Consider the following 15,736-nt stretch of genomic DNA (forward strand, 5'->3'; position numbering starts at 1 on the left):
ATCGATCGGCGTCGAACGCCGCGTCTATACGGCGGGCGAAAACAAGGTGATCCTCGATCCTTTCCAGCCGGAAAAGGAAAAGGATATCGAGTATCTGAAGAGCCTGCAGCTCGAAATCCATCAGGTCTTCATCTCAATGGTGCGCGAACGTCGCGCCGGCAAGCTGAGGGATGATGCGGCGGTGTTTTCCGGCCTGTTCTGGAGCGGCACGCGCGGCCTCGAACTCGGCCTCATCGATGGCCTCGGCGACATGCGCCAGGAACTGAAGAGGCGCTACGGCCAGAAGACCAAGCTGGAGCTCGTCACCGCCGGCCGCGGCCTGTTCGGCCGCCGGATTCCAGGTGTGTCGCCGGTCTCGCTCGAGGGTGCTGCATCCGGTCTCGCAACGGGGCTTGTCGAAGCGGCGGAAGAGAGAGCATTGTGGAGTCGTTTCGGGCTTTGAAGGGAGCAAGAGAGGGGCATGCCGCAACTAATTACCATCCTGATTCTGGTTTTCTCCGCCTGGTGGCTCTACCGACGCTTCGTCTCCGATGCCCGTAAGCTCGCCGAAAAGTCGCGCCGCGCTGAAAAGGAGCGCCAGACCGGCGCAATCGGCACGCTGGTCAAGGATCCGGCGACGGGAGAATACCGGCTGAAGCGCGAGGGCGAATAAGAGGCGTCGCCACGCACTGCCGCTCACCCGGTTGGTGAGGGGGAGGGGCAGCGCAATTCCTCTTCCCCATCGGCATTCGACGCCTCGTCATCGCTGCAAAAGTCTTGACCCCCGCCGCCCTCCATGGCACCTGTCGCGCCGATAATTCCCAAGCAATCGGTGCCGTTCGATGTCAGCTATTCCAGACCATATGAACCCGAAGCGCTCTTTCCAGGCGCTGATCCTGACCCTGCATAGCTATTGGGCGGACAAGGGTTGCGCGGTGCTGCAGCCCTACGACATGGAAGTCGGCGCCGGCACCTTCCACCCGGCCACGACGCTGCGCGCCCTCGGCCCCAAGCCATGGAAGGCGGCTTACGTTCAGCCGTCCCGCCGCCCGTCCGACGGCCGCTATGGCGAGAACCCGAACCGGCTGCAGCATTACTACCAATACCAGGTCATCCTGAAGCCGAACCCTGCAAATCTGCAGGAGCTCTATCTCGGCTCGCTGGCGGCGATCGGTCTCGATCCGCTGCTGCATGACATCCGTTTCGTCGAGGACGACTGGGAAAGCCCGACGCTCGGCGCCTGGGGCCTCGGCTGGGAATGCTGGTGCGACGGCATGGAAGTCTCGCAGTTCACCTATTTCCAGCAGGTCTGCGGCATCGAATGCTCGCCCGTCGCCGGCGAACTCACCTATGGTCTCGAACGCCTCGCCATGTATGTCCAGGGCGTCGACAATGTCTACAATCTGAACTTCAACGGCCGCGACGGCGACGAGAAGATCAGCTATGGCGACGTCTTCCTGCAGGCCGAGCAGGAATATTCGCGTCATAATTTCGAGTTCGCCAATACCGAGATGCTGCATCGCCATTTCGTCGATGCCGAAAAGGAATGCCGGGCGCTGCTCGATGCCGGCGCGCCGGGCGACAACGCCAACCAGCGCCTGCACAAATGCGTCTTCCCGGCCTATGACCAGTGCATCAAGGCAAGCCATGTCTTCAACCTGCTCGATGCCCGCGGCGTCATTTCGGTCACCGAGCGCCAGAGCTATATCCTACGCGTTCGCACGCTCGCAAAGGCCTGTGGTGAAGCCTTCCTGCTGACCGATGCCGGCGGCGTCAACCTGGGCAAAGAGGCGGCGTAACGCAACAGCCTGCCAGCCGTATTGTCGATATCGACGGCTGGTCGGGCACCCCGAATCGTCGCGGATATCGGCGTTTGACGCCAGCCGGCAAACCCGCGTAGTCTCCGCGCGGACATTACTTCGCTGCGGGGGAATTCGCGATGTTTATTGCGCTTGGCGTCATCGTTCTGGTCGCGCTCTATCTCATCTTCATCTACAACGGCCTGGTTCGCGCGCGGCAGATGGCGGAAGAGGCCTGGTCGGGCATCGACGTCCAGCTCAAGCGCCGCGCCGATCTGATCCCGAACCTGATCGAGACGGTCAAGGGCTATGCCGCCCATGAAAAGTCGACGCTTGAAGAGGTGGTTGAGCTCCGCAACAAGGCGCAGGCCGTGCCATCAGGCGATGTCGCCGGCAGGGCGCAGGCGGAAGGGCTGCTGGGCCAGGCGCTCGGCCGGGTCATCGCGCTCGCCGAGGCCTATCCCGATCTCAAGGCCAATCAGAATTTTGCCGAGCTCCAGGCTTCGCTGGAAACCATGGAAGGCGAGTTACAGATGGCGCGGCGTTACTACAACGGTGCGGCCCGCGACCTGAACGTCAACGTCGAAAGCTTCCCGTCCAATCTCGTTGCCGGCCAGTTCGGATTCTCCAAACGGGAATATTTCGAAATCACCAACGAGGCCGATCGCGCCGTCCCCACCGTGAAATTCTGACGATCCGGCATTTTGCCTTTGCCGGAAAGCGATTAAGAGCAAGGGCAGATTTGCGGCCGGCTAGAGCATTTCGCGCTTTAAGGTCGCCCCATGGACGGAAGAAACAGCATGACACGCACAGCCAAACTCACGATCATCCCGCCTGGCAAGCCGCTTTCCGGCCGCGCCATGCCGCCTGGCTCCAAGTCGATCACCAATCGCGCCCTGCTGCTCGCCGGCCTTGCGAAGGGCACCAGCCGGCTGACCGGGGCGCTGAAGAGCGACGATACGCGTTATATGGCCGAAGCGCTGCGTGCCATGGGTGTCGCGATCGACGAGCCTGACGATACCACCTTCGTCGTCACCGGCAGCGGCAGGCTGCTGCCGCCCAAGGCGCCGCTCTTCCTCGGCAATGCCGGCACGGCGACACGCTTCCTGACAGCGGCTGCGGCTCTGGTCGACGGCACCGTCATCGTCGATGGCGACGAACATATGCGCAAGCGCCCGATCGGCCCGCTGGTCGAGGCGATGCGCACGCTCGGCATCGATGCGACCGCCGAGACCGGCTGCCCGCCGGTCACCGTCAGGGGCACCGGCCGCTTCCAGGCTGACCGCATCCGCATCGATGGCGGCCTGTCCAGCCAGTATGTTTCGGCGCTGCTGATGATGGCGGCCGGCGGCGACCGACCGGTCGATATCGAGCTCGTCGGCGAGGATATCGGCGCGCTCGGCTATATCGATCTGACCACGGCGGCGATGAAGGCCTTCGGCGCCAAGGTCGAGAAGACCAGCCCGGTCACCTGGCGCGTCGAGCCGACCGGCTACCGCGCTGCCGATTTCATCGTCGAGCCCGATGCCTCGGCCGCGACCTATCTCTGGGCTGCCGAAGTCCTCACCGGCGGCGCGATCGATCTCGGTGTTCCCTCCGATACCTTCTCGCAGCCCGATGCGCGCGCCTATGACATCATTGCCAAATTCCCGCATCTGCCGGCAGAGATCGACGGCTCGCAGATGCAGGATGCCGTTCCGACGCTTGCCGTGCTTGCCGCCTTCAACGAGGCGCCGGTTCGCTTCGTCGGCATCGCCAATCTGCGCGTCAAGGAATGCGACCGCATCCGGGCGCTTTCGACCGGCCTCAACCGCATTGTTTCAGGGCTTGCCCACGAAGACGGCGACGATCTGATCGTGCAGTCGGACCCCGCACTTGCCGGCAAGCGTCTGCCGGCGGATATCGACAGCTTCGCCGATCATCGCATCGCCATGAGTTTTGCGCTCGCCGGGCTGAAGATCGACGGCATCACCATTCTCGATCCCGATTGCGTCGGCAAGACCTTCCCCGCCTATTGGCGGACGCTGGCGGCACTCGGCGTGACCTATCAGGACAACGATTGACGAAACGCGCAGCCGAGGCTGCCGGCGGGAGACAGGGATGGGGCGTCGGTTTTTCGGATTTTGCTTTGCACTGCTGTTGATGCTCGCCGCCCCGGCGGCCTTTGCCGCCGAGGTGATCGACAGTTTTGCCTCCGACATCGCGCTCGAAAAAAGTGGCGCGATGACGGTGACGGAAACGATCACCGTCAATGCGGAAGGCAATCAGATCAACCACGGCATCTTCCGTGATTTCCCGCTCTATTTCACCGATGCCGCGGGCCGCCGCCGCAGCGTCGATTTCGATATGGTGTCGGTCCAGCGCGATGGCGATAACGAGCCCTGGCACACCGAATCGATATCAGGCGGCATCCGCATCTATGCCGGTTCTGCCGACGTGACCGTGACGCCGGGCCGTCATCGATACGTCTTCACCTACAGGACCAATCGCCAGATCCGCTATTTCGACGATCACGACGAACTCTATTGGAACGTCACCGGCAATGGCTGGATCTTCCCGATCCGCTTGGCCACCGCGACGGTGAAGCTGCCGCCCGGCGTCGGCGCGACGGAGACGGCCTTCTTCACCGGCCCCCAAGGTGCGACGGAAAAGAATGCCCGCGTCAGCGAAACCGGCGCTGGCCTGGTCTTTTCCACCACCGCGCCGCTTGATGCCCACGAAGGCCTGACCTTCGCGATCCGCTTGCCGAAGGGTTCGATCGATCCGCCGAGCGCGGATATGGAAAGCACCTGGTGGTTGAAGGACAACCGCAATTATTTCATCGGCTTCGGCGGCCTGATCCTCGTTTTCGCCTATTACACGCGCTCCTGGCTGAAGGTCGGCCGCGATCCCGCCCGTGGCGTCGTCGTGCCGCGCTGGGACGCGCCTGATGGTATCTCGCCGGCGCTGGTCAACTATATCGACAATAAGGGCTTCTCCGGCGAGGGCTGGACGGCGCTCTCTGCCACCGCCCTCAATCTTGCCGTCCGCGGCTACGTCAAGCTCGAAGACCTGAAGAATTCGATCGTCATCCAAGGCACCGGCAAACCGCTCGGCAAGGAGAAATTCCAGGCCGGCGAAATCGAACTGCTGAAGGTTGCCGGCGGTGCCGGTTCGACGCTGACGATCGACAAGGCCAATGGCGAGCGGGTGAAGTCTGTCGGCCAAGCCTTCCGCTCGGCGATCGAGAAGGAGCATCGCGGCAAATATTACAATTCCAACCTGGCTTATACCGCAGGCGGCATCGCGCTCAGCGCCGCAGCCCTGGTGATCCTGTTCGTCTTCGGTTCGCTGGCGCCCGACACCATCGCGCTGATGCTGATCCCGAGCGCCATCTCGGTCTTCGTCGCGGTGTTCGCCGCCGGCCTCGTCAGGTCGTTGCATCGCGGCAAATCACTGTTCGGCAAGATCATCGCCATCATCGCCGCCGCCGTCGGAGTTTTCGTCGGCATCAGCATTCTGGCGACCATGGTTCTGGCGCTTGCCTCCTCGCTGGTGGAACTGCACGAAACGCCGATGCTCTTTGCCGTCGGCGGCATCGTGCTTTTGAACATCCTCTATTTCTTCATCATGGGCGCGCCGACCCCCCTCGGCGCCAAGATGATGGATGGCATAGACGGCCTGCGCCAGTATCTGACGCTTGCCGAGAAGGACCGGATGAACACGGCAGGCGCTCCGGAAATGTCGCCGCGGCATTTCGAGACGCTGTTGCCCTATGCGGTGGCGCTCGGCGTCGAAAAGCCTTGGTCGCGCACTTTCGAAACCTGGCTTGCGGCGGCCGCTGCCGGCGCGGCCGCTGCCTATGCGCCCACCTGGTATTCCGGCAACTTCAACAGCGGCAGCTTTTCCGATCGCATCGGCGGCTTTTCCTCGTCCATGGCCTCGACCATCGCGTCGACGATTCCCGCGCCGCCGCCATCGAGTTCCTCCTCCGGTTTTTCCGGCGGCGGCTCGTCGGGAGGCGGCGGCGGAGGCGGCGGAGGCGGGGGCTGGTAAGCTTTCCCGCTTGACCTTTTAGCCCTTGGCCCTTAACCGCCAGACAGAAAAGGAAAGGGTCGCGCATGAAGGTTCTGTTGATCGGATCGGGCGGACGCGAGCATGCGCTCGCCTGGAAGCTGGCGCAATCGCCGTTGATGACGGAATTCTACGCCGCACCCGGCAATCCCGGCATTGCCGAACACGCCGTCCTCGTGCCGGTTGACATCGAGGATCACGAAGCGGTCGCGGCCTTCTGCAAGGACAAGGCGATCGATTTCGTCGTTGTCGGCCCGGAGGCGCCGCTGGTTGCCGGCCTCGCCGACCGGCTGCGCGCCGATGGCCTTGTGGTTTTCGGTCCTTCCGCTGCCGCAGCCCAGCTCGAGGGCTCCAAAGGCTTCACCAAGGATATCTGCGCCCGCTACGACATTCCGACAGGCGCCTACCAGCGTTTCAACAATGGACCGAAGGCCAAAGCCTATATCCGCGCCGAGGGCGCGCCGATCGTCGTCAAGGCCGATGGTCTTGCCGCCGGCAAGGGCGTGACGGTTGCGATGACGCTCGACGAGGCGCTGGCGGCGGTCGACGACTGTTTCGAGGGCGCCTTTGGCGCTGCCGGCGCCGAGGTCGTCGTCGAAGCCTATCTCGATGGCGAGGAAGCGAGCTTCTTCTGCCTCTGCGATGGCAAACATGCGCTGCCGCTTGCAACCGCCCAGGATCACAAGCGGGTGGGCGAGGGCGATACCGGCGTCAATACCGGCGGCATGGGCGCCTATTCGCCGGCGCCTGTCATGACCGCCGAAATGGTTGAGCGGACCATGAAAGAGATCATCGAGCCGACGATGCGTGGCATGGCCGAGAGCGGTCATCCCTTCTCCGGCGTCTTTTTCGCCGGGCTGATGATCACCAAGAAGGGGCCGGAGCTGATCGAATACAATGTCCGCTTCGGCGATCCCGAATGCCAGGTGATGATGATGCGGTTGAAGAGCGATCTCCTGCCGCTGCTGCTCGCCACCGCCAATGGCACGCTCGATCAGGTCAAGGCCGAATGGAACGACGATCCGGCGCTGACGGTGGTCATGGCCTCCAAGGGTTATCCCGGCGCCTACGAGAAGAACACGCCGATCCTCTCCCTGCCTGACGCGGGCGAGGGCGAGAAGGTGTTTCATGCCGGCACGGGTCTGAAAGACGGTGCACTGGTTGCGACTGGCGGCCGCGTCCTGAACGTCACCGCGTCAGGTGGCACGGTCGCCGATGCCAAGAACCGCGCCTACGCGCTGCTCGACAGGGTGAGATGGGAAAACGGCTTCTGCCGGCGCGACATCGGCTGGCGGGCGATCGAACGCGAAACGGGCTCGGAGTGAGTATAAACCGGCCCGTTCTTTAAATTTTTACCCTTTCCCCTGACGGGATGGAAACAAAGCTGCGCTATACCGCTCCCAAGATGAGACGGAGTGGCATTGATGCGTCAGATTTTCCTCGGTGCGGCAATCCTGCTGATGGCAGGCCCCGTGATGGCGTCCTCGATAGAAGTGGTCGGCAAGATTGCGCCGCGCGCTGAAGGCAGCATCGTCACCGAAAGCTGTGCCGATTGCCCGCCGCTCCAGGCCGAACTGACCAAGAAAGACTATACGGTGCCGGAGCTGAAGCCCGGCGCTTTCCAGGCAAGTGAAGTCCGCGACGTCGGCGGCGAAAAGAAGGTCTATCGCACCGAAGGCTGGATGGGCGGCTCGCCCGTCGTCTTCGTCAGCAAGGCGACGCCTGAATCCATGATTGCGGCCGCGCCGCCGGCGGCGCCGGTAGACGGCATCGACATGAATGCAACCACCGCGGCCGTCATTGGCGGCGACGCCAGGCCCGTTGCGGCAGGTATGGCGGAACAACCAGCAGCGATTAACGTTTCCGAGTTTAAGCTGCGTTTCTAAAAAAGTTCCCTGCCCCTGCCTGATCAAGGTTTCGATCGCTTGGGGTTCCACCACCGGTGGACGAATGCACCCTCGATGAGCAGCGGGGGTGCATTCCTGTTTTGAAGTGCAATTATAAGCGGCATCGAGAAGTCGTCGTCGGAAATTACCAAGATCATCGGCGTCATCGACGAGATCGCCTTCCAGACCAATCTGCTGGCGCTGAATGCCGGCGTCGAGGCAGCCCGCGCCGGCGAATCCGGCAAGGGTTTTGCGGTCGTCGCCCAGGAAGTCCGCGAGCTTGCCCAGCGCTCGGCTGTTGCGGCCAAGGAGATCAAGGATCAGATCGCCCGCTCCTCCAGCCAGGTCGACCATGGCGTCCGTCTGGTCGGCGAGGCAGGCGAGGCGCTGAAGCGCATCTCCGACCAGATCAAGGCCGCCAACGAGATCGTCGCCAAGATCGCCCACAGCGCCTCCGAACAGGATACGACGCTGCGCTCGATCTCCTCGTCGATGAACCAGCTCGACGCCGCCACCCAGCAGAACGCCGCCATGGCCGAGGAGACCACGGCATCGGCCGAAACGCTGGCCACCGACACCGACGAGCTGATCGATCTCATCCGCGGCTTCCGTGTCGGTGCGCCACAGCACCGCCAGGCCGAACCGATGCGCCGGGCCAGCTGAGAACTTTAGAAGCAAATGATATGGACCGCCGGATGAAAATCCGGCGGTTTTGCTTTGTAAAGCACCCCTCGATTTTTAGGGAAATGCGCGGTGGGAACAATAAAATTAAAGCTTTTTTATAGGGTGGGCATCAATTGTTACTTACCCGGTCGCAGCATGTTTATTTTAGCAGCGGTAGACGCGTCGTCTAGTTTGGCGCGCTCGCACAGGCGGTAGAAAACCGCACCGGAATGCAGCTATCCATTCCCGTTGCGAGGCGTCATGAAAAATTTGAAGATATCGAAGCAGCTCATATTGCTGGTCGTCGGCCTGATGATCGCCTTTGCGATCGCCACCTCCCTGCAGATCCGATCCTCGGTCGATGCGATCTACAAGGAGCGTTATGACATGCTCCGCGCCGAGGTTCAGTCGGCGGTCTCGGTTCTCAAGCTTTACCAGGCCAAGGTAACCGTGGGCGAAATGACGCTCGAGGATGCCCAGAAGCAGGCCTACGCCACCGTCAACGGGATGAAATACGATCCGGACGGCTATTTCTTCGGTTATAGCTACGACGTCCAGATGGTATTCCACTACGACGCCTCGAAAGTCGGGCAGATCAACAAGGGCCAGCCGGACAGCAAAGGCAAGCTCTATCGCGATGAGCTGGTCAAGCTCGGGCAGCAGGGCGGCGGTCTCGTCGAATATTATTCCACGGTCAAACCGGGCCAGCCGGCCGGCGATTACCGCAAGACGGCCTATGGCCAGGCCTTCGATCCCTGGAAGGTCGTCGTCGTCACCGGTGTCTACATGGACGATCTCGATGCTCAGATAAACAGCACGATCCTCACCGCGCTCTCCGGCAGCATCGTTCTGTTCTTCCTTGCCATGACGGCCGCCTACATCGTCATCCGCGGCATATCGGGACCTCTCAACAACGTCCATGCCGCCCTGAAGGCTGTCGCCGAAGAGGATGTTTCGATCGCCATCCCGCATACCAGCATGAACAACGAAGTCGGCATGATGGCGAAGGCGACGCAGTCGCTGCAGGAAAAGATCAGGGAACGTCATGCGATGTCCGATCGCGAGGCGGCCCAGCAGCTGGCACTGGAAAACGAGCGCGAAAACAATCTGCGCCAGCAGCAGGATGAAGCCACGCTCCAGGCGCGGGTGGTGACGACGATCGGCCAGGCGCTGGAAATGATCGCCCGCGGCGATCTCACCGTCCGCTGCGCCGATCTCGGCCAGAAATACGCCGCCCTTCGCGACAACTTCAACGATGCGCTGTCGCATCTCGAAGCCGCCATGGCCAAGGTCAGCGCCAAGGGCACCGACATCGGCACCAGCAAGGAAGAGATCCGCCGCGCTTCCAACGAGCTGTCGCAGCGCACCGAACGCCAGGCCGCCAGCCTTGAGGAAACCTCGGCCGCGCTCGACGAACTCACGGTCGCCGTCCGCCAGACAGCCGATGGCGCCCATGAAGCCAGCAAGCGTGTCCACGCGGTCAGCACCGAAGCCACCCATAGCGATGCGATCGTCACCCAGGCGATCGAAGCGATGAGCGGCATCGAGAAGTCGTCGTCGGAAATTACCAAGATCATCGGCGTCATCGACGAGATCGCCTTCCAGACCAACCTCTTGGCGCTGAATGCCGGCGTCGAGGCAGCCCGCGCCGGCGAATCCGGCAAGGGTTTTGCGGTTGTCGCCCAAGAAGTCCGCGAACTTGCCCAGCGCTCCGCCGCTGCCGCCAAGGAGATCAAGGACCAGATCGCCCGCTCCTCCAGCCAGGTCGACCACGGCGTCCGTCTGGTCGGCGAGGCAGGCGAGGCGCTGAAGCGCATCTCCGACCAGATCAAGGCCGCCAACGAGATCGTCGCCAAGATCGCCCACAGCGCCTCGGAACAGGATACGACGCTGCGCTCGATCTCCTCGTCGATGAACCAGCTCGACGCCGCCACCCAGCAGAACGCCGCCATGGCCGAGGAGACCACGGCATCGGCCGAAACGCTGGCCAGCGATACTGACGAGTTGATCGACCTCATCCGCGGCTTCCGGGTCAGTGGCGAAAGCGCCGCTCCGGCCATGCATCAAGGTCGCCGCGCCGCTTAAACGGCGCGGGGACAAAAGCGTTTTTATCACCAAATATTTAGCGGCCGTCGGTTCTCCGGCGGCCGTGCCTTTTGAGGCTCATTGCGCGATACGGTCGATCAGTTCCTCGATCTGGTGATCGGAAAACACCTCGACGCCATCAGCTTTCAGCGCCGCCGCCGTCACGCCGTGGCCGGCCTGCTTGCGGCCGGAAAACGTGCCGTCATAAATGAAAGCCGAACCGCAGGAGGGGCTGCCGTCGATGAGCAGCGCATAGCGGCAGCCTGCCTGTCGTGCGAGCGCCACGGCATTTTCCGCCGCCTGCAGGAATTCTTCCGTCACGTCGGCGCCCGTCAGCTCGACAACCCGCGCCGTGCCGGCCAGCACCTCTTCGCCGGTTGCGGCATTTGCGATCTCGGCCGGCGGCCGCGGCACCTTCATGCCTGCCGACATCTCCGGACAGATCGTCACCAGCCGGCCCTCGGCCTGCCATGTCTCGATCACAGGATGAAGCAACGGCTTCGCCCGGCCGTCATAGCGGACGGCCTGGCCCATAAGACAGGCGCTGACAAGAATCTTGCTCTGCATGTCTCTTGAATAACGCGATGACGGCGGCAATGCCAGACCGCCGATGGCGGCCGAATATCACCCCGAGATCTTCGAGAAATCCGCAACCGTTCCGGTCGCTTCGCGGATCAGCCGCAGCAGGGCGAGACGGTTGGCGCGGATGGCGGCGTCCTCGTCATTGACGAGCACGTCTTCGAAGAAGCGGTCGACCGGGCCGCGCAGCTTGGAAAGCGCTTCCATTGCCGAGCGGAAGTCTTCCCCGGCGACGGCGTCCGAGGCATCCTTCGAGGCGCTGGAGATTGCGGCGAACAGTTCCTTCTCAGCATCGAGCTTCAGAAGCGCTTCCGAAACGCCATCGGCGATCACGGTGCCCTTCTTTTCCTCGGCGGCGAGCAGCTGCGTCGCGCGCTTGGTGCCGGCGAGCAGGTTCTTGCCGTCCTCCGAGGTGATGAAGGCCGTCAGCGCTTCGACGCGGCGCGCCACCATCAACAGGTCGTCGGCATCTGAAGTCAGCACGGCGTCGATGAGATCGTGGCGGGCGCCCTGGTCGCGCAGATAGACCTTGAGACGGTCGTGGAAGAAGGAGAGCAGGTCGCCATCCCTTGTCGTTGCCAACAGCGGCAGGCGGATCTTTCGCTCGAGCAGGATCCTGACGACACCGAGTGCTGCCCGCCGCAGCGCAAACGGATCCTTCGATCCCGTCGGCTTTTCATCGATCGCCCAGAAGCCGATCAGCGTATCGAGCTTGTCGGCAAGCGCGATCGTGATCGCCACTCTGTCCTCCGGCACGCGGTCCGACGGACCCTGCGGCTTGTAGTGGTCCTCGATCGCTGCGGCAACGGAGGCATCCTCGCCCTGCAGCGCCGCATATTTGCGGCCCATCAATCCCTGCAGTTCCGGGAATTCGCCGACGGCTTCGGTGCGCAGATCGGCCTTGGCGAGCACGGCGGCGCGATCGACCAGAGCCGCGTCGGCACCGGTGATCTTTGCCAGCTCCTTGGCCAGCGCCTGGATGCGAGCGACGCGCGCGCCCTGTGTGCCGAGCTTGGCATGGAAGGTCACGTCAAGCGCATCGAGCTTGGCCATGCGCTGGTCGAGCGGCTTCTTGATGTCGAGGCCGAACTTTGCCGCCGACGCGGTCAGCGTCTCGAGATCCGGCAGATTGCCCTGGTCGCGTTTCCAGAAATGCAGCGCATCCGAAAGCCGGGCCCGCACCACCTTGCCGTTGCCGTGGACGATTTCCTTGCCGCCGTCGCTTGCCTGGATGTTGGAGACGAGGATGAACTTGTTCGAAAGCGTCTCTTCACCCTGTTTGCGGGTGACAAAACACTTCTGGTTGGTCTTGATTGTCAACCGGATGATCTCGGAGGGGATCGAGAGATAATCCTCCTCGAAACTGCCCATCAGCACCTGCGGCCATTCGACGAGGCCGGAGACTTCCTCCAGCAGGCCTTCGTCTTCCACCAGCTCCAGCCCGTTGGCAAAGGCGATGTCGCGGGCGTCGTGCAGGATGATGTCCTTGCGCCGCTCGGCGTCGAGGATGACCTTGGCCCTTTCCAGGTTCGCCGCATAATCGTCGAAGCGCCGGACGGTGATCGCCTCGGGCGCGTGGAAGCGATGGCCGTAGGTGATGTTGGAAGCGGTAATGCCGTCGATCTCGAAGGGGATGACCGTGGTCTCCTCATGCTCCGGGCCGAAGGTGCAGACGACCGACTGCAGCGGCCGCACCCAGCGCAGCGCGCCGGGCTTGGACGAGGCCTTGCCCCAGCGCATCGATTTCGGCCAGGGAAAATCGCGGATGATGCCGGGCATGACATCGGTGACGATCTCTTCCGTCGCGCGGCCGGGCTTGGAGATGACCGCGACGTAGAAATCGCCCTTCTTCGCATCGCTCACCACCTGCGCCTCGGAGACCGAGGAAAGGCCGGCGCCGCGCAGAAAACCCTCGATCGCCTTCTCGTTGGCGTCGGTGCGCGGCCCCTTGCGTTCCTCGCGCACATCGGCGGAGCGGGCCGTCAGGCCGTGAATGTCGAGCGTAAGCCGCCGCGGCGTCCAGTATTCGCGCGCCCCCTCATAGGACAGACCCGCTTCGACAAGCGCATCGGTGACGAGCTTCTTCAGGTCGCCGGCAGCCTTGCGCTGCATGCGGGCCGGAATCTCTTCGGAGCGGAGTTCGAGAAGAAGGTTTGGCATGTCGAATTTCCTTGCCTCCCGCGACAGGGGAGGGATGGCATGGGCGCCGGGTCAAAACGTTGCTTCTGCTAGCAAAGAATGGCGCATCTGCACAACCGCAAAATCGCCGCCTTTCCGGCATGCTTATCCTGTGGATCGGCGCTTAGCCGTAAACTCCAACATTGCCTTGCCGCTTTTCGCCGCTATGGTCCCGCCACCTCTGACGAAACAGGAAATCCCATGGCCGCAGACCTCCGTTTTCTCGCAGCCCGCATCTCCGCCGAAATCAACGCCCGGCCCGAACAGGCCAAAGCCGCCATCGAGTTGCTCGACGAGGGTGCCACCGTGCCCTTCATCGCCCGCTACCGCAAGGAAGTGACGGGCGGGCTGGACGATACGCAGCTGCGCAATCTCGCCGAGCGGCTGGTCTATCTGCGCGAGCTCGAAGCCCGGCGCGACGCGATCGTCGAATCGATCACCGGCCAGGGCAAGATGACCGACGAGCTGATGACCAAGGTCACTGGGGCCGAAACCAAGGCCGAGCTCGAGGATCTCTATCTGCCCTATAAGCCGAAGCGCCGCACGCGCGCCGAAATCGCCCGTGAACGCGGCCTCGGCCCGCTCGCCGAGACGATCCTCGTCGACCGCGCCAGGGAACCGGCGGTCTTGGCCGAAGGCTTCGTCACAGCTGATGTGCCCGATGTGAAGACGGCGCTCGAAGGCGCGCGCGATATCATCGCCGAAGGCATTGCCGAAAATGCCGACCTGCTCGGCAAGTTGCGCGCCCATATGCGCCAAGCCTCGTTGCTGAAGGCGAAAGTCGTCGACGGCAAGCAGGCGACCGGCGAGAAGTTTTCCGACTATTTCGACCATTCCGAACGCTGGGCGACAGCGCCGGGCCACCGCGCGCTCGCCATGTTGCGCGGCTGGAACGAGGAGGTGCTGACGCTGACGATCGAGGCCGACGCCGAGACCGCCTCTCCGAACAAGCCGGTCGAACGCATGATCGTGGCGGCCTACGAGATCGGTACCAGCCGTCCCGGCGACCGCTGGCTGATGGAGGTCGCAAGCTGGACCTGGCGCGTCAAGCTTTCCATGTCGCTCTCGCTCGACCTGATGCGGGAACTGCGCGAAAGGGCCGAGGAAGAGGCGATCCATGTCTTCGCCCGCAATCTCAAGGACCTGCTTTTGGCAGCGCCCGCCGGCTCGCGCGCGACGATGGGCCTCGATCCCGGCATCCGCACCGGCGTCAAGGTCGCCGTCGTCGACGGCACCGGCAAGGTGGTGGCGACATCGACCGTCTATCCCTTCCAGCCGAGGAACGACGTGCGTGGCGCCCAGGTCGAGCTCGCATCGCTGATCCGCAAGCATAATGTCGAGCTGATCTCGATCGGCAATGGCACCGGCAGCCGCGAAACCGAAAAGCTGGTGGCCGACATGCTGGCCGAGTTGCCGGCGCCGAAGCCGACCAAGGTCATCGTGTCGGAAGCCGGCGCCTCGGTCTATTCCGCCTCGGCAACCGCAGCGGCAGAATTTCCCGATCTCGACGTGTCGCTGCGCGGCGCCGTCTCCATCGCGCGGCGCCTGCAGGATCCACTGGCCGAACTCGTCAAGATCGAGCCGAAGTCGATCGGCGTCGGCCAGTATCAGCACGACGTCGACCAGCAGAAGCTGTCGCGTTCGCTCGATGCCGTGGTGGAAGACGCGGTGAATGCCGTCGGTGTCGATCTCAACACCGCGTCTGCGCCGCTGCTGTCGCGCGTCTCCGGCCTCGGCCCGTCGATCGCCGACGCCATCGTCCGCCACCGCGACAGCGAAGGCCGTTTCGAGACGCGAAAGGATCTCCTGAAGGTCGCCCGCCTCGGCGGCCGCACCTTCGAGCAATGCGCCGGCTTCCTGCGCATTCCCAACGGCAAGGAGCCGCTCGATTCCTCCTCGGTGCACCCGGAGGCCTACGGTGTCGCCAAGAAGATCGTCGCCGCTTGTGGCCGCGAGCTGCGCGCGCTGATGGGCGATAGCGCGGTGTTGAAATCGGTTGATCCGCGCCAGTTCATCGACGAGAAATTCGGTCTGCCGACGGTCAAAGACATCATCGCGGAGTTGGAAAAGCCCGGCCGCGACCCGCGTCCGAGCTTCAAGACCGCGACCTTCGCCGAGGGCGTCAACGAAATTTCCGACCTCCAGCCCGGCATGGTGCTGGAAGGCACGGTGACCAATGTCGCCGCCTTCGGCGCCTTCGTCGATATCGGCGTGCACCAGGATGGTCTGGTGCATGTGTCCCAGCTTGCCGACCGCTTCGTCAAGGATCCCCACGAGGTCGTCAAGGCGGGTGATGTCGTCAAGGTGCGGGTTGTCGAAGTCGATGCCAAGCGCAAGCGCATCGGTCTTTCCATGCGACGCGATGACGGCTCATCAGCGCCGCCGCCGCGTGGTGATTCTCGCCCAAGCCAAGGGTCGCGGCCGCAGAACGAGCGCCGGCCCGCGGCTCAGAAACCGGAGAGCCAGGGCGCATTCGGCGCGGCACTTGCCGAAGCCATGAAGCGAAAATAAGGG

Annotated in this window: 12 protein-coding genes and 1 pseudogene; 11 read left to right on the forward strand and 2 right to left on the reverse strand. The window is 63.2% G+C overall.

Features of this window, described 5'->3' with window-relative positions; translation table 11 throughout:
- From AC1D2N_RS08420 to AC1D2N_RS08465, 10 genes and pseudogenes are all read left to right on the forward strand, one after another.
- Nucleotides 1-442: S49 family peptidase (locus AC1D2N_RS08420; protein WP_477981094.1), on the forward strand; the 442-nt coding region annotated here is incomplete at its 5' end.
- 18 nt (nt 443-460) lie between these two features.
- Nucleotides 461-652: a membrane protein gene (locus AC1D2N_RS08425; RefSeq protein WP_003556931.1), complete on the forward strand. Its 192-nt coding sequence runs from the start codon at nt 461-463 to the stop codon at nt 650-652.
- A 169-nt stretch (nt 653-821) separates the two neighbouring features.
- Nucleotides 822-1,778, forward strand: a complete 957-nt coding sequence (locus AC1D2N_RS08430; RefSeq protein ID WP_130651809.1) for a glycine--tRNA ligase subunit alpha — start codon at nt 822-824, stop codon at nt 1,776-1,778.
- 140 nt (nt 1,779-1,918) lie between these two features.
- On the forward strand, nt 1,919-2,470 hold the full coding sequence (locus AC1D2N_RS08435; RefSeq protein ID WP_130651810.1) for a LemA family protein: 552 nt from the start codon (nt 1,919-1,921) through the stop codon (nt 2,468-2,470).
- 108 nt (nt 2,471-2,578) lie between these two features.
- Complete coding sequence (locus AC1D2N_RS08440; RefSeq protein ID WP_130651811.1) at nt 2,579-3,841, forward strand: 3-phosphoshikimate 1-carboxyvinyltransferase; 1,263 nt, start codon at nt 2,579-2,581, stop codon at nt 3,839-3,841.
- A 37-nt stretch (nt 3,842-3,878) separates the two neighbouring features.
- Entirely contained in the window at nt 3,879-5,813 is a 1,935-nt protein-coding gene (locus AC1D2N_RS08445) for a DUF2207 domain-containing protein (RefSeq protein ID WP_130651812.1), read from the forward strand.
- 65 nt (nt 5,814-5,878) lie between these two features.
- Complete coding sequence (gene purD / locus AC1D2N_RS08450) at nt 5,879-7,156, forward strand: phosphoribosylamine--glycine ligase (protein WP_130651813.1); 1,278 nt, start codon at nt 5,879-5,881, stop codon at nt 7,154-7,156.
- Nucleotides 7,157-7,255: 99 nt separating this feature from the next.
- On the forward strand, nt 7,256-7,717 hold the full coding sequence (locus AC1D2N_RS08455; RefSeq protein WP_026188638.1) for a plant virulence effector HPE1-like domain-containing protein: 462 nt from the start codon (nt 7,256-7,258) through the stop codon (nt 7,715-7,717).
- A gap of 114 nt (nt 7,718-7,831) precedes the next feature.
- Nucleotides 7,832-8,380: pseudogene (locus tag AC1D2N_RS08460) on the forward strand (methyl-accepting chemotaxis protein); the annotation flags it as partial.
- 261 nt (nt 8,381-8,641) lie between these two features.
- Nucleotides 8,642-10,465 carry a methyl-accepting chemotaxis protein gene (locus AC1D2N_RS08465; RefSeq protein WP_130651814.1) on the forward strand — a complete coding sequence of 608 codons (1,824 nt, stop codon included), beginning with the start codon at nt 8,642-8,644 and terminating at the stop codon, nt 10,463-10,465.
- A gap of 78 nt (nt 10,466-10,543) precedes the next feature.
- Here AC1D2N_RS08465 and AC1D2N_RS08470 read toward each other — a convergent pair whose 3' ends face one another.
- Nucleotides 10,544-11,032 (reverse strand): 2-thiouracil desulfurase family protein, encoded by a 489-nt coding sequence (locus AC1D2N_RS08470; RefSeq protein ID WP_130651815.1) that lies wholly within the window; start codon nt 11,030-11,032, stop codon nt 10,544-10,546.
- A 57-nt stretch (nt 11,033-11,089) separates the two neighbouring features.
- Complete coding sequence (glyS, locus tag AC1D2N_RS08475; protein ID WP_130728907.1) at nt 11,090-13,204, reverse strand: glycine--tRNA ligase subunit beta; 2,115 nt, start codon at nt 13,202-13,204, stop codon at nt 11,090-11,092.
- Nucleotides 13,205-13,423: 219 nt separating this feature from the next.
- Here glyS and AC1D2N_RS08480 point away from each other — a divergent pair, with 219 nt between their 5' ends.
- The gene (locus tag AC1D2N_RS08480; RefSeq protein WP_130651817.1) at nt 13,424-15,733 is read left to right on the forward strand and encodes a Tex family protein; all 2,310 of its coding nucleotides are present in this window, start codon (nt 13,424-13,426) and stop codon (nt 15,731-15,733) included.
- The last annotated feature ends 3 nt before the right edge of the window (nt 15,734-15,736 follow it).

The sequence above is a fragment of the Rhizobium sp. P1_B8 genome (assembly GCF_056406515.1).

Bases quoted from the DNA above. Each gene is read 5' to 3' on its own strand.
- AC1D2N_RS08430 (WP_130651809.1), top strand. From the start codon at position 822: ATGTCAGCTATTCCAGACCATATGAACCCGAAGCGCTCTTTCCAGGCG.
- AC1D2N_RS08455 (WP_026188638.1), top strand. From the start codon at position 7,256: ATGCGTCAGATTTTCCTCGGTGCGGCAATCCTGCTGATGGCAGGCCCC.
- AC1D2N_RS08440 (WP_130651811.1), top strand. From the start codon at position 2,579: ATGACACGCACAGCCAAACTCACGATCATCCCGCCTGGCAAGCCGCTT.
- glyS (WP_130728907.1), bottom strand. From the start codon at position 13,204: ATGCCAAACCTTCTTCTCGAACTCCGCTCCGAAGAGATTCCGGCCCGC.
- AC1D2N_RS08470 (WP_130651815.1), bottom strand. From the start codon at position 11,032: ATGCAGAGCAAGATTCTTGTCAGCGCCTGTCTTATGGGCCAGGCCGTC.
- AC1D2N_RS08435 (WP_130651810.1), top strand. From the start codon at position 1,919: ATGTTTATTGCGCTTGGCGTCATCGTTCTGGTCGCGCTCTATCTCATC.
- AC1D2N_RS08425 (WP_003556931.1), top strand. From the start codon at position 461: ATGCCGCAACTAATTACCATCCTGATTCTGGTTTTCTCCGCCTGGTGG.
- AC1D2N_RS08465 (WP_130651814.1), top strand. From the start codon at position 8,642: ATGAAAAATTTGAAGATATCGAAGCAGCTCATATTGCTGGTCGTCGGC.
- AC1D2N_RS08445 (WP_130651812.1), top strand. From the start codon at position 3,879: ATGGGGCGTCGGTTTTTCGGATTTTGCTTTGCACTGCTGTTGATGCTC.
- purD (WP_130651813.1), top strand. From the start codon at position 5,879: ATGAAGGTTCTGTTGATCGGATCGGGCGGACGCGAGCATGCGCTCGCC.
- AC1D2N_RS08480 (WP_130651817.1), top strand. From the start codon at position 13,424: ATGGCCGCAGACCTCCGTTTTCTCGCAGCCCGCATCTCCGCCGAAATC.